Source organism: Streptomyces sp. NPDC058231 (assembly GCF_042882275.1).
Taxonomy (GTDB): domain Bacteria; phylum Actinomycetota; class Actinomycetes; order Streptomycetales; family Streptomycetaceae; genus Streptomyces.
In genome coordinates, this window is record NZ_JBHVWN010000038.1 from 39,044 (window position 1) to 58,776 (window position 19,733).

Here is a 19,733-nt window from a genome sequence, read left to right on the forward strand (position 1 = left end):
ACGCCGCTGCCGCCGCTGACCAGCCCCCGTAGCGCTTTTGTTGTGCGTGCGTGAGCAGAACGAGCAGAACCGCAGGTTATGAGCAGAAGCAGGAGTTGTGAGCGCAAGGGTGCCGCCACGACCGGGTCGCACCTAGCGTCCCGCTCCATGAACAGCCAAACGAGCCCCGCCATCGAGTTGCGGGGGGCGAGCAAAGCGTTCCGGACTCCGTCGGGGGCGCTCCACACCGCCGTACGGGATCTGGACCTCACGATCGGGCGCGGTGAGTTCGTTGCCGTGGTGGGACCTACGGGATGCGGCAAGTCGACGACGCTGACACTGGTCAGCGGCCTGGAGGAGCCGACCGAGGGAGAGGTGCTGGTGGCCGGTGAGCCGGTGCGCGGCATCGGCGACAAGGTCGGCTTCGTCTTCCAGCAGGACGCCGTCTTCCCCTGGCGCACCGTGCTGTCCAACGTGATGGCGGGCCCTCGTTTCCGGGGCGTCCCGAAGCCCGAGGCGAAGGAACGGGCCCGGGAGTGGCTGGCCCGGGTCGGCCTCTCCTCCTTCGAGGACCGCTACCCCCACCAGCTCTCCGGCGGTCAGCGCAAGCGTGTCGCCCTCGCGGCCACCTTCGTCAACGACCCCGAGATCCTGCTCATGGACGAACCCTTCTCCGCACTCGATGTGCAGACCCGGGCGCTGATGTCGGACGAGCTGCTGGAGTTGTGGGCCGGGACCGGCGCCTCCGTCGTGTTCGTCACCCATGACCTGGAGGAGTCCATCGCACTGGCCGACAAGGTCGTGGTCATGACCGCGGGACCGGCCACCGTCAAGGAGGTCTTCGAGATCGATCTGCCCCGCCCCCGCAAGGTGGAACAGGTCCGTCTGGAGCCCCGGTTCCTCGAGATCTACCGGGAGATCTGGTCCTCGCTCGGCGAAGAGGTCCGCATCACCCGCGAGAGGGGTGCCCTCGATGTCGCCTGAAACCATCACCGCGAGCTCCGCCGCCCCCGGGACCGAACGGACCCAGGCCCGGGCACGGGCCACCCGCAACCGCAGGATCCTGGTGCTCGGCAGCCGGATCGCACTGCTCCTCGCGGTCGTCGGACTGTGGGAGTGGCTGGCCCGGACCGCGGTCATCGACCCGTTCAACTTCTCGATGCCGTCGAAGATCTGGGACCAGATCCGTACCTGGGTCGTCGACGGCACCGCCCAGGGCTCTCTGTGGGAGCAGATCTGGTACACGCTCTACGAAGCGCTGCTGGGCTGGGTGATCGGTGTGATCGCCGGTGTGCTGCTCGGGATCGCGCTGGGACGCGTCCGCTTCGCCGCCGACGTCCTCGGCCCGTACATCAAGGTGCTCAACGCCCTGCCGCGCATCGTGCTCGCGCCGATCTTCCTGATCTGGTTCGGTCTCGGCCCTGCATCGAAGGTGGCCTCCGCGGTCGTCCTGGTGTTCTTCCCCGTCTTCTTCAACGCGTTCCAGGGCGCCAGGGAAGTGGACCGGAACCTCGTCGCCAACTCCCGCATCCTGGGTGCCAGCGCTCGTCAGGTCACCTTCCAGGTGGTCATTCCCTCGGCCACGTCGTGGATCTTCACCAGCCTCCACGTGAGCTTCGGCTTCGCGCTCATCGGAGCCATCGTCGGCGAGTACATCGGTGCCACCAAGGGGCTCGGGCTGCTGGTCGCCGCGTCCCAAGGCACCTTCAACGCCGCCGGCGTCTATGCCGCCATGGTCATCCTCGCGGTCGTCGCCCTGCTGGCCGAAGGTCTGTTGACCTTCCTGGAGAAGCGGCTCTTCCGCTGGAAGCCGGTCGACTCCGGCTCGGCACGCTGACATCACCTGCCATCCGCTCACCCGATTGTCTCTTCACAAGGACGTGAACCAGATGCGTACGTTCACCCGGATCTCGGCCGTCGCCGTCGCCGGCGCACTCGCCCTGACCACCCTGACCGCCTGCGGCGGCGACTCCGGCTCCACCTCCGCCTCCGGCGGCAAGGACGTCAAGGTCAAGATCATGGTGGGGGGCCTCGACAAGGTCATCTATCTGCCCGCGATGCTCACCGAGCGACTGGGCTACTTCAAGGACGAGGGAGTGTCGGTCCAGCTCCTGACCGAGCCCGCGGGTGTCCAGGCCGAGACGGCGCTGGTCTCCGGTGATGTCCAGGGCACGGTGGGCTTCTACGACCACACCCTCGACCTCCAGGTGAAGGGCAAGCAGGTCGAGTCGGTCGTGCAGCTCTCGCAGGCTCCAGGTGAGGTCGAGATCGTCTCCAACCAGGCGGCGGGCGACATCACGTCGGCGAAGGACTTCAAGGGCAAGAAGCTCGGTGTGACGGGCATCGGCTCCTCGACCGACTTCCTGACGAAGTACCTCGCCGTCAACAGCGACGTGCAGACCAGCCAGTTCACGCCGGTCGCGGTGGGCGCGGGCCAGACCTTCATCTCCGCACTTCAGCAGGGCTCCATCCAGGGCGGCATGACCACCGACCCGACCGTCGCCACCATCCTGGACAAGAAGCTCGGCAAGATCCTCATCGACATGCGCACCCCCGAGGGCTCCAAGCAGGCGCTCGGTGGGCTCTACCCTTCCTCCAGCCTCTACATGCAGACGGAGTGGGTCGACAGCCACAAGGACACCGTCCAGAAGCTGGCCAACGCGTTCGTGCGGACGCTGAAGTGGATGTCCACGCACAGCGCCGACGACATCGCGGCCAAGATGCCCGCCGACTACGCACAGGGCGGCGGCAAGGCTCTCTATGCGCAGGCCATCAAGAGCACGCTGCCCATGTTCACGAAGGACGGTGTCATGCCGGCCGACGGACCGGCCACCGTCGAGCGGGTCCTGAAGGCCTTCAACCCGAACCTGAAGAACGCCAAGGTCGACCTCGACAAGACGTTCACCACCGAGTTCGTCAAGAAGGCGGGCTGACCGCACGCGTCCACCGCGGCCGCCCACACCAGGGTTGCCGGCCCGCCACCGGTCGACGGGCCGTCGGCACCTCGATGGACGCGACCACGTGAATGACGTACGCACCGGGTGGCGGAGCTCCCGAACGTGCCTGATCCGCTCGGCGGAGAAGCCGTTCAGCGGGGGGCTCCGCTCCCGCGCGCGGCACCTCATCCGGGCACGCCTGCCCGAACTGCCGTGCCCGGATGGGGTGCGACACGCACGGACCTGCGGACGAACTCCTCCGCAGGTCCGTCCGTGGGCCGGCTGATCAGAGGCCGTCGACTTCGACGACGGCGTCGGCAAAGGCCTTCGGCGCTTCCTGCGGCACGTTGTGCCCGATGCCCTTCAGCGTTCGGTGCGCGTATGCGCCGGTGAAGTGGCTGCGATAGCTCGCGCCGTCCCCAGGGGGCGTGAAGGGGTCGAGCTCACCGTCGAGGGTGAGGGTGGGGAGCGAGATGGCGGGGCTCCGGGCGAGCTGCGCCTCGAGACCGTCGAACTGCGGGTCGCCCTTGGCCAGGCTGAGCCGCCAGCGATAGTTGTGGATCACAATGGGGACCCAGTCCGGATTGTCGAACGCCGTTGCCGTGCGATCGAACGTCGCGTTGTCGAATCTCCACGTCGGGGAGACGTTCTTCCAGATCAGTCTCGCGAAATCGTGCCTGTACTTCGCAAGGCCGAGCTGACCCCTTTCCGTCGCGAAATAGAATTGGTACCACCACGTCCACTCGGCCTTGGGTACGAGCGGCTTCTTGTTGAACTCACGATCAGTGATCAGATAGCCGGTCACCGAGACCAGCGCCTTGCAGCGATCCGGCCAGAGCGCCGCGACGATGTCGGCCGTCCGCGATCCCCAGTCGAACCCGGCCAGGATCGCCTTCTCGATCTTCAGCGCGTCCATCAGTGCGATGAGGTCGACAGCGAAGACCGACTGCTGGCCGTTGAGGAACGCCTTGCTCGAACGGAAGCGTGTCGTGCCGTGGCCCCGCAGGTACGGGACGATCACTCTGTAGCCCCGCTCGGCCAGCAGAGGCGCCACGTCGACAAAGCTGTGGATGTCGTAGGGCCAGCCGTGCAGAAGGATGACCGGGTGGCCGCCTGCCGGGCCGGCTTCGGCATAACCGATGTTCAGAACCCCGGCATTGATCTGCTTGAGCGGCCCGAGGGATGTGTTCCCCGGCTTGTCCGAGGGAGGCGCCGCCGTTCCTTTCCGGTAGGGCGCCGAAGCCGTTGTCGCCGAGAGCGCCGAAACCGAGGCTCCGGCTGTTCCTACGGCGAGAATCTTGGAAAACGTTCGCCTGTCGATGGTGTGCACCTCTCCGCGAAGGTTCTATGCGCTCATGCATACCAAACGATTGGATAAATCGGACGTAGCGGGTAAATCGGTATGTTTCGCATCGTGGTGTCGGCGGGTGTCGGTGTCGACGCCGGAGCTGGGCTGTCGACGGGACCGGTTCCGCCGATGCGGGGAATTTGCGCAGCCCAGCCTGCGCAAGTTAGCCTGCGCATATGCGTGAGACAGTCGGCCCCACTGATGGCGTTTCCGAATCAGCCGCCCGCGCGGCCCGTGAGGTCCGTGTGGTCTTCAGCCGGCTGAAACGCCGGATGCGCGAGACCTACGACCCCGGTGACCTCACCCCTTCCCAGACCTCCGTGCTCAGCCGATTGGACAAGGACGGCGAGGCGTCGGTCAGCGACCTGGCGGCCGCCGAACGCGTCCGGCACCAGTCGGTGGCCGCCACCGTCGGCGTTCTCGTGGAGCGCGGCCTCGTCTCCCGCCGCCCGGACCCCGAGGACGGCCGCCGCCAACTGGTCTTCGTCACCGAGGGCGGCCACGCCTTCCTCGAGGACCGGCGCCTGGCCGGTGAGGGCTGGCTGACCCGGGCCCTGGAGGACAGGTGCACGGAGGAGGAGCGCCGCACCCTCATCGAGGCGGCGGCCCTACTGGAACGCATCGTCCGCTCATGACCGGCAACCCGATCCGGATACTGCGCCGGATATGCTCCGGCGGAGCCAAGGAGTCGGCGAACGGCTTCGACCGGCGCCTGCTGGCCCCGATGATGCTCGGATCGCTGCTCAACCCGGTCAACTCATCGATCCTCTCGGTCTCGTTGGTGCCGATCGGCGCCGCTTTCGGTGCCCCTCCCTCGCAGACGGCGTGGCTGATCTCCGCCCTCTACCTGGCCACCTCCATCGGGCAACCCGTCGTGGGACGGCTGATCGACCTCTTCGGCCCCCGCCGTCTGTTCCTGGCCGGGACGGCGCTGACCGGCATCGCCGGCGTCGTCGGCATGCTCGCCCCCAACCTCGGCGTGCTCATCGCCGCACGGGTCCTCCTCGGCTTCGGCACCTGCTCCGGCTATCCGGCAGCCATGTACCTCATTCGGAGCGAGGCCGGACGCACCGGCCGGGAGAGTCCTGCCGGCGTTCTCACCGCCCTTGCCGTCACCACGCAGACCATCGCCGTCATCGGCCCCAGCCTCGGCGGTCTGCTGATCGGCATCGGCGGCTGGCGCGCGACCCTGGCCGTCAACATCCCGCTGGCGATAGCCGGCCTGTTTCTCGGCGCCCGCCGCCTCCCTGCGACTCGCCCTTCCCGGCGAGACTCCGGCCGCCACCCCGTGAGCGACCTGGATCTGCCGGGCATGGGCCTGTTCGCCCTGGCCCTCGTCTGTCTCCTGTTGTTCCTCATGAACCCCGGTGGCGGCCACTGGTACCTGCCGATACCGGCAGTCGCCGCGGCAGCCGGTTTCACCTGGCGCGAGCTGAGAGCGCGGCAGCCCTTCATCGACGTACGCGTTCTTGGCGGTAACCTGTCGCTCCTCGCCACCTACGCCCGGGCCCTGCTCTCCTACGTCGTCAGTTATGCCTTCCTGTACGGCTACACCCAGTGGACGGAGCAGGGACGCGGACTGTCCGCGTCCCAGGCCGGCTTGGTGCAACTCCCTCTGTTCGCCACCGCGATCGTCGTCTCCACCCTGACCGGACGCCGTCAGGCCATCCGCGGCAAGCTCCTGGTCGGCGCCGTCGGCCAGATCGTGGCCTGCGCCCTGCTCCTCCTCCTGCACGCTCACAGTCCCCTGTGGATGCTTCTGGCCGTCGTGTTCGTCCTCGGAGTTCCACAGGGTCTGAACAGCCTCGCCCTGCAGAACGCGGTCTTCCACCAGGCCGACGCCGAACGCATGGGCTCCTCCGCCGGGCTGCTGCGCACCTTCGGCTACCTCGGCGCCATCATCGCCTCCGCGGCCGACGGCGCCTTCTTCGGGCAACGCGCCGATACCGGCGGCCTGCACCATCTCGCTGCCTTCATGCTCGCCGTCAGTGCCCTCTCCCTCGGGGTGACGGTCGCCGACCGCTCCCTGCGCCGCGTCGGCGCGCCAGGCGTGAACGACACCACCGCCGGGACCGAACTCCAGGACACCGGCCGGTGACCGAGACCTCCGGGCCCCCGCCCGACAGGACTCGCCCCGCGGCGCCCCGCCGCGCACGGCGACCCCGATCCACCCCGAAACGCCGAGGAAGAACCGTGACCAACTCCGCACTGCTCGTGATGGATGTCCAGCAGGCCATCGTCGACCGCCTTCCCGACCACGACCCTGCCTACACGTCCCGCCTCGCACGCGCCGTCACAGCGGCCCGCACCGCGGGCGTACCCGTGGTGCACGTCGTCGTCGGCCTCCGCCCCGGCCACCCCGAGACCAAGTCCAGCCCGTCCTTCAGCGCCCTGCCCGACGGAGCCTTCACCGACGCCGACCCGGGAGCCGCCATCCACCCCGACGTCGTGCCCCTGCCCGGTGAGAGCATCGTCACCAAGAAGCGCGTCAGCGCCTTCACGGGAAGCGACCTCGACCTCGTACTGCGCGGTGGCGCCATCGACCACCTGATTCTGACCGGCCTCGCCACCAGCGGCGTCGTCCTGTCGACCCTCCGTCAGGCCGCCGACCTCGACTACCGCCTCACCGTCCTCGCCGACGGCTGCGGCGACGCCGACCCCGAGGTCCACCGGGTGCTGACCGAGAAGGTCTTCCCGCGCCAGGCCGACGTCACCACCGTCGACGCCTGGATCTCCGCTCTCGCCTGACGACCCGCCGTCCGCGGACCGGCGAGCCGGGGTGCCCCGGCGGTCCGAGGGACGCTCCGGTTCCGCCCGGGTCGCTCGCCGTCGCGGTGGGCTCCTGGTGTGTGCCGTCGCCGGCGGACGGGGAACGCCGTTCCGTGCGCCTGATGCTGCGCTCCGGGGGAGACTCCCGAGGTGTTGCCCGACCACCGGCAGAGGCGCCGAACACTCACCTGACACGGATACGGCCGCCGGCCACGTCCATGGGTCCCTCACCGCACCGGGGCGCCCGGGGTGTGGCCGGGCGCCCCGGTGCGGGGATGTGGCAGCCGGACGGTGGTCAGCAGAACCAGCCGTCCTGGACCCAGCCGTGACGGTTGATGTCGCCGTAGGCGAATCCGTACGCCCATCCGCTCTGCTTGCGCTCCACGGTGAAGGTCTGGCCCGAGTAGAGGGTCCCCATCCAGGCCCCGCCCGGATCGGTGCGCACGAACAGGTCCTGGGCGCAGACGGTTTCGCGTTGGCCGACGGTTCCGTCGGCCGCCTGGGCCGGCCCCGCGGCCAGCAGCAGGCCGGCGGACAGGGCCACCACGGTCACGGCTGCTCGGACGGTTCGGAGTGCGGGCATGGCGAGTTCCTTCCCTGGAATCGGTTGGGGAGCTGAGCGATGCGGCGCGATGTCTACCAGGAGTCGTAGCCGCCGAGGCATTCGTTTCGGACGTAGCCCCAGTCACCCTTGCCGAAGTCGAAGGTGGCGGCCCAGCCGTTGTAGACGGGATGGGCGCCACGGGTGTGGCCGACCTTGTTGCCGTAGCCCAGCACGCGGATCAGCCCGGTGGGCCCCGAGGAGCTGTCGTAGTTGGCATAGAAGCTCGCGCTCTGACACACGATCACCGCGTGCTCGGGGGGCACCACCGCCTCCGTGGACACCTGGGATCCCACTGTCAAAGCGGCGGCAGCAGCTGCCGCCGCCAGTGCCTTTGTCGCGATTCTCATCGTTCGTCCTCTCGTGTCGCGTGGGAATGCTGGTCGGGTCTTCCGAGCGGAGGGGTGGCGGCCGTTCGGATGCCGGCGGAGGCGGGCCCGCCGGTGCGGGCGACGACGGGCCGTGGGGCGGTCGCCGCCGTGGGTGGGTGCGCATGACGCGCTGCGCGCGATGTCACGGTCCCGCCGGGACCGCGGACCGGGTCGGGGCGGATCACGCGGATCCCCGGCGTCGGCGGAGCGGCGGCGACGTGGATGTCCTGCCGCGGTGCGGCTCCGGGCGCGGGTGCGTGGCGCTCTCCTGACGGTGGGGGGTGCCGGTCGGGCGTGCGGAACCAGAATGACGTCACGGGGTCTATGCGGGTAGACCTCGAGCGGTGAAATTTCCATGACCATGTCATTTCGAACTGTGTCGGCCCCGGTGTGCAGCCCTTTCGCCCGGTCCGCCCCACTCCGGGCCGGTGGCGCCGCCTCGGCGACACGGACGCCGAGGCAGCGTCGCCGGGAGAGTGGTGGCGGGCTCGGGGATCGCAGGACCGGCGGCTGCGGGTCTCCGGTGTCGCCGACCCGTCAGGGGAGGATGGAGTCGACGTAACCGCCGTCCGCGCGCACGGCTCCGCCCGTCGTGGCCGAGGCGAGGTCCGAGCTGAGATACACGGCCAGGTTCGCGATCTCCTCCGGCTCGATCAGTCTCTGCAGAAGCGACTGGGGCCGGTGCTTGACCATGAACTCCCGCTGCGCCTGGTCCCAGGGCAGACCGGATCCCACGAGGTCGTGGACGAACTTCTCGATGCCACCGGTGCGGGTCGGTCCGGCGATGATCGAGTTGACGGTGACTCCGGTACCGGCGGCGTCCTTGGCGAAGCCCCGCGTGACGGCCAGGAGCGCGGTCTTGGAAACGCCGTAATGGATCATCTCCACCGGAGTGACCACGGCCGCATCGCTCGCGATGTTCAGGATGCGGCCCCAGGAACGGCCCTTCATGGCGGGGAGGTGGGCGCGGATCATCCTGACCGCGGTCATAACATTCACTTCGTAGTACCGGCGCCACTCGTCGTCGCTGATCTCCAGGGGAGGGGTGGCGCCGAAAATGCCCAGATTGTTGACGAGGATGTCTGTGTCCGGGGCCGCTTCGATCACCTGCCGGGCACCGTCATCGGTGCTGATGTCGCCGGGTGAGGCGAGAAAGGTGTCACGGCCGGTCTCCTGCCGCAGTTTCTCGATGGCATCGTCCACGGACTGCGGGCGGCGTCCGTTGACCGCTACACGGGCGCCGGCGCGGGCCAGTCCTGCGGCAATGGCGTAACCGATGCCTTGCGTCGATCCGGTGACGAGCGCGGTCCTGCCGGTGAGATCGATGAGCACGGTTTCTCCTCATTCACATGGTTCGGTGCGGACACGGTCCGGAGATGGCGGTGTCCCTGACGAGACGGCCGGCGGGCGGGAGCACAGCCCGGATCGGCGGGGCCGGTGGTGGCGGTCTCCTCGTCGGGCATCCGGACGAGGGCACAACCGGCGGGTCGGGCGTCACAACACCGTTGCCGAGCGAGACGTCCGGCGCGGGAATGCCCATGGTGCTGATCCTTCCGCTTCGAGGGCCGGCGGTGACCACGGGGCGCGTACAGCGGACGGGGAAAGACCCTGACGGGTGACGGCAGGTCTCCCACCGGGCCCGTCCCCCGCCGATTTCCCGCGCCCCGACCGCGTACGCGGATCCCCACCCGGACCAGGGCCGGGAGACCGAGCGGGACGACGCGGCCGCGCGGTGGACGCACCCGGGCCGGCAGGGGCGGGGTGGGCCCGATCGCCTGACGGGCAGCGGTGTGTCGGCACGGCGACCGGCCGACGCACCGGCGGGGACGCCATGGTGGGTCAGGGCATCGTCGCGACGCGGGGAGTTGGACCGACATGAGTGTCGAGCGGGTGGGAATCGTCGTCCACCAGGGCCGTCCCGAGGCTGTGGCCGCGGCGTGCATCGTACGCGAGTGGTGTGTCGGTGAAGGTATTCCCTGCACGGACATCGACGTGTGGCGGGACGACGAACGCCGGCGCGGCGGGCGGGAGGAGTCCGATGTCGCGGGCAACCCTGATCTGATCGTGACGCTCGGCGGCGACGGGACATTTCTGCGCGGGGCGAGGATCGCCGCCAAGAACGACGGCGCCGTCCTCGGGATCGACCTGGGCCGCGTCGGCTTCCTGACCGAGGTGCCGGTCGAGGACGTCGTCCGGGCGCTCGACGCCGTCCACACCGGGAGGGCGGTGGTCGAGGAGCGCATGACGTTGACGATGCGGGCTTCCCGGGTGCTCGAAGTGCCCAAGGACATCGACGCCCTGATGGGCTACGGGCGGCGTCCGATGCTGCCGCCTCCCCAGGTCGACCGTGAGGCGGAGACGGAGGCGGAGGGCTGGGGCGTGGCACTGGACGTCACCGCGCTCAACGACGTCGTCGTGGAGAAGCTCGCACGCGACCGGCAGGTGAGTCTCGGGGTCTACATCGGAGGCCGGCTCCTCGCCTCCTACTCGGCCGACGCCGTCATCATGGCCACCCCCACCGGCTCGACCGCCTACAGTTTCGCCGCGGGCGGCCCGGTGATCTCACCACGCGCGGACGCCGTCATCTTCACGCCCGTCGCGGCGCACATGACGTTCAACCGCACCGTGGTCGCCGCGCCGGACGAACCGATCGCGGTCCGGGTGCTGCCCCACTCCGGGCAGGGCGCGGTGACGATCGACGGCCAACTGCGCGGCGTGCTGGACGCCGGGGACTGGCTCGGAGTGTATGCGGCACCGCGCCGCCTGCGGATCGTCCGGCTCGGCCGGCACGACTTCTACGGGCGGCTGCGCACCCGTCTCCGCCTCACGGATGCGCCGGCCACGGCCGCCGACGGGGAGAGTGCCCCCCTTTTCCGCCCCGACGCCCCGATCCCGCACGACCTGGCTCATCTCCATTTCTCCCCTGCGGGCAGGGAGGACGCCGGCGCGGACCGGCCCGGGCCGGCCGGCAGCTCGCAGGGTTGACGTCGATCTCCGGGACGGCGACCGAGCAGGGCGGGCAGGAACAGGAGTAGGCGCAGTCCTGGCCGGTGATCCGGGAGGCCCGGGAGTGAGGTACTCCGGGCGGTGAGAGTGTTCGTGTCCGCGGGGGAACACCCGGCAGGAACCGGCCGGTGGGGCGGCACGCCGTCCATCCCGTCCGCTCCGCCGATGTCGTACGTGGGGTGGAGCCGGGATCGCTCCCTGCCGCGTCGAGGAAACTCTTTCCGGGATCGTCGGTGGTGACCTTGCTCGGACCGGACAGCGCGCCGTGGCAGGGACGAATTCCTCGCCGGGCGCGACAGGCGGTTCGAGATGTCGGACGCTTGACGGTATTTCGGCTGACGAGAGCCTGCCGTTCGGCCCGCTTCCCGTCAACACCCCTGCTGCGCCGGTGAAATCGACCGGTGCAGGACCATTGACGCTGCCTGCCGTCCGCGAATAAGTTCACGCCAGCATTTCGAACATGTGACGAAATGCCGAACGACTCCGGGGGTAACTGTCTTGCGCACCAAGGGAATCACCACCCACGCCAGCGGTGCGTCCTGGCGTGACCCCGCGCGTGTGCGGCTCCACACGGGCCCATGGGGCCGGATCGTCGGACCCGGAACCAGCGGTCCCACGGGAACGCGCCAGGAAGAACCTCTCTTCCGTGGTCGCCCCGGTGGGCAGTGGCGGTCCCGGGACCCGCGGTGAGCGGCCGTCCGTGGCGGGGCAGTCCCGTGCCGTGGTTGCCGAACTGCGTACGAAATACCGAACAACCATGAGGAGTCACGTGACCATCGCCTCAAGGGCCCGTCGTCCCGGCGAATCCGCTCTTGCCGAGCTCGGCCTCGCGGCAGCCGCCGACAACCCCGCCGACTCCTCGCCGCACACCTTCCCCGACGGCGGCACCTGGCGCACCGAGATCCCCTCCGTGGAGGGCCCCGAGGCGCTGGCTGTCGTACTGAAGGAGTCGGCCCGCCTCGACGTTCCCGTCCATCGCATCAGTCAGGGCAGCGGCGTGTGGATGCTCACCGACGCCGAGATCACCGAGATGGCAGAGGCCTGCGCCGAGCGCGACATCGAGCTCTGCCTCTTCACCGGACCACGCGGCACCTGGGACATAGGCGGCTCCACGCGTACCGACTCCGGCGGCGCCGGGCTGCGCGCACGCGGCCATGACGCACTGGCCGGCTGTGTCGAAGACGCCCTGCGCGCGACGGAGTTGGGAGTCACCTGCTTGCTCGTCGCCGATGAGGGCGTGCTCTGGACGCTGCACCGGCTGCGGGCACGCGGCGTGCTGCCCGCCGACACCACACTCAAGGTCTCCGCGTTGATCGGGCCGGTCAACCCGGCCTCCTACGCGGTGTACGAGCATCTGGGCGCGGACTCCATCAACATCCCCTCCGACCTGACGCTCGCTCACTTCACCGAGATCCGGCGGGTTTCCAGGACCCCCATGGACCTCTACATCGAGGCCCCGGACGACCTCGGTGGCTACGTCCGGATGTACGAGGCGGCCGAGCTGATCCGGCGCGGTGCCCCGATCTATCTCAAGTTCGGGCTCTCCAAGTCCCCCGGCATCTACCCCTACGGCGCGCAACTGCGCGACCACACCCTCAACACCGCGCGCGAACGCGTCCGCCGGGGACGCCTCGCGCTCGACCTGCTGGCCCGGCACGGGGCCGAGGGCGGAATGTCGCCGCTCGGCTCCCGGCAGCCGGGCAGCCTCCGCCGTTTCCCCGTTCTCGACGATGAGACCGACAAGGACTGAGACCATGAATATCCGTACCCTCACGACAGTTGCCGCCACCTCCCTCGCCCTGTGCCTCTCCCTCACCGCCTGCGGCCAGAGCGGTTCGGGTGGCAGCAAGGACACCAGCAAGGAGAGCGCCAAGGGCGGCACCGTCGGTATCGCCATGCCGACCCAGTCGTCCGAGCGCTGGATCGCCGACGGCAAGAACGTGGTCAAGGACCTTGAGGCGGCCGGTTACAAGACCAAGCTGCAGTTCGGCGAGGACAACCCCGACACCCAGGTGTCGCAGATCGAGAACATGATCACGCAGGGTGTGAAGGCCCTGGTCATCGCGGCCATCGACAACAAGTCGCTGAACAACGTGCTGCAACAGGCCGCGGACGCCCACATCCCGGTGATCTCCTACGACCGGCTCATCCTCGGAACCGAACATGTCGACTACTACGCCTCGTTCGACAACGAGAAGGTCGGCACGCTCCAGGGCACGTACATCGTGGACAAGCTGGGGCTCGCGGACGGCAGCAAGAAGGGGCCGTTCAACATCGAGCTGTTCGCCGGATCCAACGACGACAACAACACCCAGTACTTCTTCAACGGCGCGATGAAGGTCCTCCAGCCGTACATCGACAAGAAGCAGCTGGTCGTCAAGTCCGGGCAGACCAAGCTCAACCAGGTCACCACCCTGCGCTGGGACGGCGGAACCGCGCAGAAGCGCATGGACGACCTGCTGACGTCCTCGTACACCAAGGGCCGGGTGGACGCGGTGCTCTCGCCGTACGACGGCATCTCGATCGGCATCCTGTCCTCGCTGCGCTCCGACCACTACGGCACGGCCAGCAAGCCGTGGCCGATCGTCACCGGTCAGGACGCCGAGGTCGCCTCGGTGAAGTCGATCATCAAGGGTGAGCAGGACCAGACGGTCTACAAGGACATCCGCAAGCTCGCCGAGGTCGCCACCAACATGGTGGACGCGGCACTGACGGGCAAGAAGCCCGAGATCAACGACACCACGTCGTACAACAACGGCAAGAAGACCGTGCCTTCGTTCCTGCTGCAGCCGGTGAACGTCGACAAGAGCAACTACACCAAGGAGCTCATCGACACCGGCTACTACACGGCCGGCGACCTCAAGTAGTTCACCGGGTCCACCACACCCATCAGCAGCGGCAACGCGGATCAGAAAGGCACGACCATGGCGGGACCCGTCCTGGAAATGCGCTCGATCGTCAAGACCTTCCCCGGCGTCAAGGCGCTCTCCGACGTCTCCCTGACCGTCCGCGAGGGCGAGGTCCACGCCATCTGCGGGGAGAACGGCGCCGGCAAGTCAACCCTCATGAAGGTCCTCTCCGGCGTCCACCCGCACGGGAGTTACGAAGGGGAGATCCTGTTCCAGGGCGAGCCCTGCCACTTCAAGGACATCAGGGCGAGCGAACAGCGCGGCATCGTGATCATCCACCAGGAACTCGCCCTGGTGCCCTACCTCTCCCTCGCGGAGAACATCTTCCTCGGCAACGAGCACGCCAAGCACGGTGTGATCAGCTGGCGCGACACCCTGCGGCACGCCACCGAACTGCTCAGGCGGGTCGGTCTCGGCGATCACCCGGAGACCAGGGTCGCGGACATCGGCGTCGGCAAGCAGCAGCTCGTCGAGATCGCCAAGGCGTTGTCCAAGGAGGTGAAGCTGCTGATCCTCGATGAGCCGACGGCCGCGCTCAACGACGAGGACAGCGGCAAACTCCTCGATCTCATCATGGAGTTGAAGAACCAGGGGATAACCTCGATCATCATCTCGCACAAGCTCAACGAGATCGAGCGGGTCGCCGACTCGGTGACCATCCTCCGTGACGGGCGCTCCATCGAGACCCTCGATGTCAAGGCGGCCCAGACCACCGAGGAGCGGATCATCAACGGCATGGTCGGCCGTGACCTCGAACACCGCTTCCCCGAGCGCACCCCGCACGAGGCGGAGGAGGGCAGCGCCCCTGCGCTGGAGATCCGCGACTGGACCGTACGCCATCCGATCGACCAGCAGCGCAAAGTCGTCGACTCGGTCTCGATCCAGGTGCGCCGGGGCGAGATCGTCGGCATAGCGGGTCTGATGGGCGCGGGCCGCACCGAGCTCGCGATGAGTGTCTTCGGCCGCACGTACGGGCGTTACGCGGGTGGCACCGTCCTCAAGGACGGCAGGGAGATCCGTACGAAGACCGTCCCCGAAGCGGTGGCGCACGGCATCGCCTACGTCACCGAGGACCGCAAGCACTACGGGCTCAACCTCATCGACACCATCACCCGCAACATCACCCTGAGTGCCCTGCCCAAGGTCGCCAGCCGCGGCGTCGTCGACGAGCACGGGGAGCGCAGGGTCGCCGAGGGCTTCCGGACGAGCATGAACATCAAGGCACCCAACGTCTTCGAACGGGTCGGCAGGCTCTCCGGTGGCAATCAGCAGAAGGTCGTCCTCAGCAAGTGGATCTTCGCCGGTCCCGATGTGCTGATCCTGGACGAGCCGACCCGCGGTATCGACGTGGGAGCGAAGTACGAGATCTACACCGTGATCGACAAGCTGGCCGCCGAGGGCAAGGCGGTCGTCTTCATCTCCTCCGAGCTTCCCGAACTGCTCGGTATGTGCGACCGCATCTACACGATGGCCGCCGGCCGGCTCACCGGAGAATTCCCGCGGGCCGAGGCCACGCAGGAAGTGCTGATGCGCCAGATGACCAAGGACAAGAGGGAAGAGCGATGAGCGCGAATGTGACTGCCAAGACCCCGGCGGCGACCCCGTCCGGCGGCGGCAAGGACAGGGCCGGAGGCGGCCTGTTCCAGTTGGTGCTGGACGGGCTGCGCCGCAACATGCGCCAGTACGGCATGCTGATCGCCCTCGGCCTGATCGTCGTCCTGTTCGCCGTGTGGACCAGCGGTGACCTGCTGCTGCCGCGCAACGTCTCCAACCTGGTGCTGCAGAACAGCTACATCCTGATTCTCGCGATCGGCATGATGCTCGTCATCATCGCCGGCCACATCGACCTCTCGGTCGGGTCGCTCACCGCGTTCGTCGGAGCGGCGGCCGCGGTATTGATGGTCGACCACAAGATGGCGTGGCCGCTGGCCGTCGTGCTGGTGCTGCTGCTCGGCGCCGTCGCGGGCGCGATGCAGGGCTACTTGATCGCGTACCTGGGCATACCGTCGTTCATCGTCACCCTCGCCGGAATGCTCCTGTTCCGAGGTCTGACGGAGATCTTCCTGAAGGGACAGACGGTCGGCCCGTTCCCGGACGGCCTGCAGACCGTCGCCAACGGCTTCCTGCCCGAGGTCGGCCCGGACACCAATTACCACAACCTCACCCTGTTGCTCGGACTCGCGCTGATCGCCTTCGTGGTCTACCAGGAGGTGCGCGACCGCAAGCGGCAGCAGGAATTCTCCCTGGCCGTCCTGCCCGTGAAGCTGTTCGCCCTGAAGCTCACCGCTCTGATCGCCGCGGTGCTCACCTTCACCATGCTGCTGGCCAGTTACAACGGCGCACCGGTGGTCCTGCTGATCCTGGGCGTCCTGGTCGTCGCCTTCGGCTACGTGATGCGCAACGCGATCATCGGGCGTCATGTGTACGCGATCGGCGGCAATCTCCCGGCGGCCAAGCTGTCCGGCGTCAAGGACAAGAAGGTCGTCTTCCTGGTCTTCCTGAACATGGGAATGATGGCTGCCCTGGCCGGCCTGGTCTTCGCGGCCCGCTTCAACGCCGCCTCCCCGAAGGCCGGCATCAACTTCGAACTCGAGGCGATCGCGGCCTCGTTCATCGGCGGGGCCTCCATGAGCGGCGGCGTCGGCACCGTACTGGGCGCGATCATCGGCGGTCTGGTGCTGGGCGTGCTCAACAACGGCATGAACCTCGTCGGGGTCGGCTCCGACTGGCAGCAGGTCATCAAGGGCCTGGTGCTGCTGGCGGCGGTCGGCTTCGACGTGTGGAACAAGCGCAAGGTCGGTTCGTAACCACTGATGAAGGAGCCGTACGACATGGACACGAGCAGACGCACGGTGTTGGCGGCGGCCGCGGCCGCCGGGCTCGCAGCGAGCACGTCGGTCGGAACGGCCCACGCGGCAGGCGGACGCGGTGCACCGGTGAAAGAGCTCTTCGGCAGGCTCGCCGACGGCACGAAGGTGCACCGCTGGACGCTGGAGAACGGCGGGACCAGGATGCGGGTCCTGTCCTACGGCGGGATCATCCAGTCCCTGGAAATTCCCGACCGCCACGGCCGTCGTACCAACGTCGCCCTCGGCTACGACAACATCGAGGCATACGCCGCCGGAACCACCTTCTTCGGCGCCCTCATCGGACGCTACGGCAACCGCATCGCCAAGGGGCGCTTCACCCTCGACGGCACCACCTACCAGCTCTCCGTCAACGACGGCGAGAACAGCCTGCACGGCGGCGCCAAGGGCTTCAACACGCGGGTCTGGGACGTCGAGCCGTTCAGCGACTCCACGGGCGTCGGCCTGCACCTCCACCACACGAGCATCGACGGGGAGATGGGATACCCCGGCACGCTCGGGGTGAAGGTGACGTACACCCTCACCGCACGCGGCGACTGGCACATCGACTACGAGGCGACGACGGACAGACCGACGGTCGTCAACCTCACCAACCACATCTACTGGAACCTCGCCGGTGAGGGCAGCGGCACGGTCTACGGCCACGAACTCGCCATCGCCGCCTCCCGCTACACGCCCGTCGACTCCGGCCTCATCCCGACCGGTGAACTGGCACGCGTCGCGGGCACCCCGTTCGACTTCCGCCGGGCCAAGACGGTGGGTGCCGACATCCGGGCCGGCCACCAGCAACTCCTGTACGGCCAGGGCATCGACCACAACTGGGTACTGGACAAGGGGGTCACCGCGGCGCCCGAACACATCGCGACGCTGAGCGACCCGTCATCGGGCCGCACGGTGAAGCTGTCCACGACCGAGCCGGGGCTGCAATTCTACTCCGGCAACTTCCTGGACGGCACGCTGGTCGGCACCTCGGGAAGGATCTACCGGCAGGGCGACGGAATGTGTCTGGAGACCCAGCACTTCCCGGACTCCCCCAACCAGCCGTCCTGGCCCTCGACGGTGCTGCGCCCGGGGCAGACGTACCGCACCAGCACGGTCCACGCATTCTCCGCGCGCTGAGGGCGACCGGTCCGCTCCGCCACGGCCTCCGGAGCCGGCCCCTGACTCCAGGGCGGGTCCGGAGGCGTCGCGCGGCGACCGCCGCCGCGTGCAGAGATCTGTTCGTCATGGCCATGCCCTTCAGAATGGCTGCCGTGAAGGGACTGCTGCTGCGGCTGTCGGCGCTGGACGCGGACGCCGCCACCGCCGTCCGTGTGATCGCCCATTTCGAGGCGTTGCTCGGCGGCGGCCTCGATCCGGTGTCCCTGAGCCGGTCCACTGCCGGGCTGGCCGGGTGCGCCGCGGGGCTGGAGCTGCCCGACGGCCGTGTCGCGCGGTTCGGTTCGGCCGGAACCGCGCTTCCGGGCGTACCCGGGCACGTCTTCGGCCGGGTCGAGCTGGAGCCCGCCGGACGCGTCTGGCTGGAGCGGGCCGGCGCGCCCGGCCCGTTCGACGAACTGGTCCTGGAATGGATGGCCATCGCGGCGCGGGTGCTGGCGGGCCGGCCGCGGCGGACCCGGCTGCCGTCGCCCGCCGATCCGGCGCTGGTCGAACTGGTGCTGTCCGGGCGCGAGGACGCTTCCGACCGGGCCCGCGCGGTGCGCCTGCTGGGGCTGGACCCCGAGGCCCCGCTGCGGGTGGCCGCGGTGGCGGGCGGCCCGGCGACGGACGCCGGGGTGGAGGCGGTGGCTCTCCTGGGGCGTGTTTCCCTGCCGGGCAGTGGCGAGGGTCGGGTCCGTGGCGGCGGTGCTGGTGCAGCACTCCGGCGGATCGCCGGCAGGTTGCGCGGACGGTGACGTTCCCGGCCGTGGTGTCTCGCCGGCGGCGGATCTGCGCGTCGCCCTGGGTGAACGCCTGCGCGACCGGGGGCCGGTGCGCAGGGCCGCGCACGCGATACGGGTAGGGGTGGGCGGCGGCGCCGGCCCGCTGGACGCGCGGGTCTCCTGGGCGCAGGCGCGCTCGGCCCTGCGCCGCACGTCTGGCCCGGGTTGCGGCACACTCCGCGCCTGCCGCACCCGCCCCGGCCTCGGCGCCCACTGCGCGGAGGCCCACTGCCGAGCGCGACGCCGCCGGTACCTGGGTCGGCACCTGGGCGACCACACCCACGGCCGTTCCGCCCTCGGACACCACCGTCTTCGAGAACCAGACCATCCGTCAGACCGTGCACCTGAGCGTCGGTGGGGACCAGGTGCGTATCCGGCGCCTCCTCCACGACCCCAACCCTCCGGCAGGGTCCGATGCCGAGAACTTCACGGCGTACTTCGGCCGGAGCGCACTGCGCCGCTTCGACCGTGACGTCGCCGCCCAGCCCGGCGGCGCGTACCTCGGCGTGAACGATCTGGGCCATCCCGGCACCGTCGCCCCGGAGTCGGAGAAGGTCTCCGCGCAGGACGTCATCAATGCCCACCGCCAGCTCATCGCCCGTGCCCACGCACGCGGAATGAAGGTCTACGGCGGCACGATCGTGCCGTTCAAGGACAACACCTTCGGCTACTACAGCGCCCGGAACGAAGCATCGCGACAGGCGGTCAACCACTGGATCCGCACCGGCGGCGAGTACGACGCCGCGATCGACTTCGACAAGGCCCTGCGTGATCCGGCCGACGCGCAACGCCTCCTCCCCGGCTACGACAGCGGCGACCATCTCCACCCCAACGACGTGGGAGCCGGGGCGATGGCCGACGCCGTACCCCTCCACCTCCTGGACTGACCCGATCCCGGGCACTCACGGCCCCGATACGGAAGTGGGGGGGGGGGGGGGGCGCCGCCCCCCCCCGGCGGGGCGGGGGGGGGGGGGTGAGGCGGGGGGGGGGCGGCGGGGGGTGGGCGGGGCGGGGGTAGGGGAACA

The 19,733-nt window shown here is 69.0% G+C and carries 18 protein-coding genes; 14 read left to right on the top strand and 4 right to left on the bottom strand.

The features are described 5' to 3' along the window. Positions 1 to 147: 147 nt before the first annotated feature. Genes ACFVXE_RS23725 through ACFVXE_RS23735 form a run of 3 tightly spaced genes read left to right on the top strand, consistent with a single transcriptional unit; the run spans position 148 to position 2,912 of the window. Complete coding sequence (locus tag ACFVXE_RS23725) at positions 148 to 963, top strand: ABC transporter ATP-binding protein (protein WP_389673854.1); 816 nt, start codon at positions 148 to 150, stop codon at positions 961 to 963. Continuing rightward, on the top strand, positions 953 to 1,816 hold the full coding sequence (locus ACFVXE_RS23730) for an ABC transporter permease (protein ID WP_389673856.1): 864 nt from the start codon (positions 953 to 955) through the stop codon (positions 1,814 to 1,816). The genes ACFVXE_RS23725 and ACFVXE_RS23730 overlap by 11 nt, the downstream gene beginning before the upstream one ends. A 52-nt stretch (positions 1,817 to 1,868) precedes the next feature. Then, the gene (locus ACFVXE_RS23735) at positions 1,869 to 2,912 is read left to right on the top strand and encodes an ABC transporter substrate-binding protein (protein ID WP_389673858.1); all 1,044 of its coding nucleotides are present in this window, start codon (positions 1,869 to 1,871) and stop codon (positions 2,910 to 2,912) included. Positions 2,913 to 3,201: 289 nt separating this feature from the next. Here ACFVXE_RS23735 and ACFVXE_RS23740 read toward each other — a convergent pair whose 3' ends face one another. Further along, positions 3,202 to 4,245 (bottom strand): alpha/beta fold hydrolase, encoded by a 1,044-nt coding sequence (locus ACFVXE_RS23740; protein WP_389673859.1) that lies wholly within the window; start codon positions 4,243 to 4,245, stop codon positions 3,202 to 3,204. Between the two features lie 194 nt (positions 4,246 to 4,439). On the opposite strand from ACFVXE_RS23740, the gene ACFVXE_RS23745 reads away from it, so the two are divergent. From ACFVXE_RS23745 to ACFVXE_RS23755, 3 genes are all read left to right on the top strand, one after another. Next, positions 4,440 to 4,898, top strand: a complete 459-nt coding sequence (locus ACFVXE_RS23745; protein WP_389673860.1) for a MarR family winged helix-turn-helix transcriptional regulator — start codon at positions 4,440 to 4,442, stop codon at positions 4,896 to 4,898. After that, entirely contained in the window at positions 4,895 to 6,361 is a 1,467-nt protein-coding gene (locus ACFVXE_RS23750; RefSeq protein ID WP_389673861.1) for an MFS transporter, read from the top strand. The genes ACFVXE_RS23745 and ACFVXE_RS23750 overlap by 4 nt, the downstream gene beginning before the upstream one ends. A gap of 95 nt (positions 6,362 to 6,456) precedes the next feature. Beyond that, entirely contained in the window at positions 6,457 to 7,011 is a 555-nt protein-coding gene (locus tag ACFVXE_RS23755) for a cysteine hydrolase family protein (RefSeq protein WP_389673863.1), read from the top strand. Positions 7,012 to 7,327: 316 nt separating this feature from the next. Here ACFVXE_RS23755 and ACFVXE_RS23760 read toward each other — a convergent pair whose 3' ends face one another. The 3 genes from ACFVXE_RS23760 to ACFVXE_RS23770 all read right to left on the bottom strand — a co-directional run bounded on the left by ACFVXE_RS23760 (position 7,328) and on the right by ACFVXE_RS23770 (position 9,336). After that, positions 7,328 to 7,615: a hypothetical protein gene (locus ACFVXE_RS23760; protein WP_389673865.1), complete on the bottom strand. Its 288-nt coding sequence runs from the start codon at positions 7,613 to 7,615 to the stop codon at positions 7,328 to 7,330. Between the two features lie 53 nt (positions 7,616 to 7,668). Continuing rightward, positions 7,669 to 7,983, bottom strand: coding sequence for a hypothetical protein (locus tag ACFVXE_RS23765; RefSeq protein WP_389673866.1), 315 nt, complete (start codon positions 7,981 to 7,983; stop codon positions 7,669 to 7,671). Between the two features lie 558 nt (positions 7,984 to 8,541). Further along, positions 8,542 to 9,336: an SDR family NAD(P)-dependent oxidoreductase gene (locus ACFVXE_RS23770; protein WP_389673867.1), complete on the bottom strand. Its 795-nt coding sequence runs from the start codon at positions 9,334 to 9,336 to the stop codon at positions 8,542 to 8,544. Positions 9,337 to 9,879: 543 nt separating this feature from the next. Here ACFVXE_RS23770 and ACFVXE_RS23775 point away from each other — a divergent pair. The 8 genes from ACFVXE_RS23775 (at position 9,880) to ACFVXE_RS23810 (ending at position 19,595) form a co-directional block, all read left to right on the top strand. Continuing rightward, the gene (locus tag ACFVXE_RS23775; RefSeq protein ID WP_389673868.1) at positions 9,880 to 10,989 is read left to right on the top strand and encodes an NAD(+)/NADH kinase; all 1,110 of its coding nucleotides are present in this window, start codon (positions 9,880 to 9,882) and stop codon (positions 10,987 to 10,989) included. 778 nt (positions 10,990 to 11,767) lie between these two features. Beyond that, complete coding sequence (locus ACFVXE_RS23780) at positions 11,768 to 12,760, top strand: hypothetical protein (protein WP_389673869.1); 993 nt, start codon at positions 11,768 to 11,770, stop codon at positions 12,758 to 12,760. Positions 12,761 to 12,764: 4 nt separating this feature from the next. Beyond that, positions 12,765 to 13,877 (top strand): multiple monosaccharide ABC transporter substrate-binding protein, encoded by a 1,113-nt coding sequence (gene chvE, locus ACFVXE_RS23785; protein ID WP_389673871.1) that lies wholly within the window; start codon positions 12,765 to 12,767, stop codon positions 13,875 to 13,877. Between the two features lie 57 nt (positions 13,878 to 13,934). Further along, the gene (gene mmsA, locus ACFVXE_RS23790) at positions 13,935 to 15,485 is read left to right on the top strand and encodes a multiple monosaccharide ABC transporter ATP-binding protein (protein WP_389673873.1); all 1,551 of its coding nucleotides are present in this window, start codon (positions 13,935 to 13,937) and stop codon (positions 15,483 to 15,485) included. Next, positions 15,482 to 16,726, top strand: a complete 1,245-nt coding sequence (mmsB, locus tag ACFVXE_RS23795) for a multiple monosaccharide ABC transporter permease (RefSeq protein ID WP_389673874.1) — start codon at positions 15,482 to 15,484, stop codon at positions 16,724 to 16,726. Before mmsA ends, mmsB begins: the two co-directional genes overlap by 4 nt. 24 nt (positions 16,727 to 16,750) lie before the next feature. After that, positions 16,751 to 17,905: an aldose epimerase family protein gene (locus tag ACFVXE_RS23800; protein ID WP_389673876.1), complete on the top strand. Its 1,155-nt coding sequence runs from the start codon at positions 16,751 to 16,753 to the stop codon at positions 17,903 to 17,905. A 125-nt stretch (positions 17,906 to 18,030) separates the two neighbouring features. Beyond that, on the top strand, positions 18,031 to 18,681 hold the full coding sequence (locus ACFVXE_RS23805) for a hypothetical protein (protein ID WP_389673878.1): 651 nt from the start codon (positions 18,031 to 18,033) through the stop codon (positions 18,679 to 18,681). A 392-nt stretch (positions 18,682 to 19,073) separates the two neighbouring features. Then, positions 19,074 to 19,595, top strand: a complete 522-nt coding sequence (locus ACFVXE_RS23810) for a GDSL-type esterase/lipase family protein (RefSeq protein WP_389673880.1) — start codon at positions 19,074 to 19,076, stop codon at positions 19,593 to 19,595. Positions 19,596 to 19,733: the final 138 nt, after the last annotated feature.

What these genes read in the sequence shown, in the direction of transcription:
- ACFVXE_RS23725 (WP_389673854.1), top strand. Translation starts at nt 148, where the DNA reads ATGAACAGCCAAACGAGCCCCGCCATCGAGTTGCGGGGGGCGAGCAAA.
- mmsA (WP_389673873.1), top strand. Translation starts at nt 13,935, where the DNA reads ATGGCGGGACCCGTCCTGGAAATGCGCTCGATCGTCAAGACCTTCCCC.
- ACFVXE_RS23750 (WP_389673861.1), top strand. Translation starts at nt 4,895, where the DNA reads ATGACCGGCAACCCGATCCGGATACTGCGCCGGATATGCTCCGGCGGA.
- ACFVXE_RS23765 (WP_389673866.1), bottom strand. Translation starts at nt 7,983, where the DNA reads ATGAGAATCGCGACAAAGGCACTGGCGGCGGCAGCTGCTGCCGCCGCT.
- chvE (WP_389673871.1), top strand. Translation starts at nt 12,765, where the DNA reads ATGAATATCCGTACCCTCACGACAGTTGCCGCCACCTCCCTCGCCCTG.
- ACFVXE_RS23730 (WP_389673856.1), top strand. Translation starts at nt 953, where the DNA reads ATGTCGCCTGAAACCATCACCGCGAGCTCCGCCGCCCCCGGGACCGAA.
- ACFVXE_RS23760 (WP_389673865.1), bottom strand. Translation starts at nt 7,615, where the DNA reads ATGCCCGCACTCCGAACCGTCCGAGCAGCCGTGACCGTGGTGGCCCTG.
- ACFVXE_RS23800 (WP_389673876.1), top strand. Translation starts at nt 16,751, where the DNA reads ATGGACACGAGCAGACGCACGGTGTTGGCGGCGGCCGCGGCCGCCGGG.
- ACFVXE_RS23780 (WP_389673869.1), top strand. Translation starts at nt 11,768, where the DNA reads ATGAGGAGTCACGTGACCATCGCCTCAAGGGCCCGTCGTCCCGGCGAA.
- ACFVXE_RS23735 (WP_389673858.1), top strand. Translation starts at nt 1,869, where the DNA reads ATGCGTACGTTCACCCGGATCTCGGCCGTCGCCGTCGCCGGCGCACTC.
- ACFVXE_RS23775 (WP_389673868.1), top strand. Translation starts at nt 9,880, where the DNA reads ATGAGTGTCGAGCGGGTGGGAATCGTCGTCCACCAGGGCCGTCCCGAG.
- mmsB (WP_389673874.1), top strand. Translation starts at nt 15,482, where the DNA reads ATGAGCGCGAATGTGACTGCCAAGACCCCGGCGGCGACCCCGTCCGGC.
- ACFVXE_RS23805 (WP_389673878.1), top strand. Translation starts at nt 18,031, where the DNA reads ATGGCTGCCGTGAAGGGACTGCTGCTGCGGCTGTCGGCGCTGGACGCG.
- ACFVXE_RS23745 (WP_389673860.1), top strand. Translation starts at nt 4,440, where the DNA reads ATGCGTGAGACAGTCGGCCCCACTGATGGCGTTTCCGAATCAGCCGCC.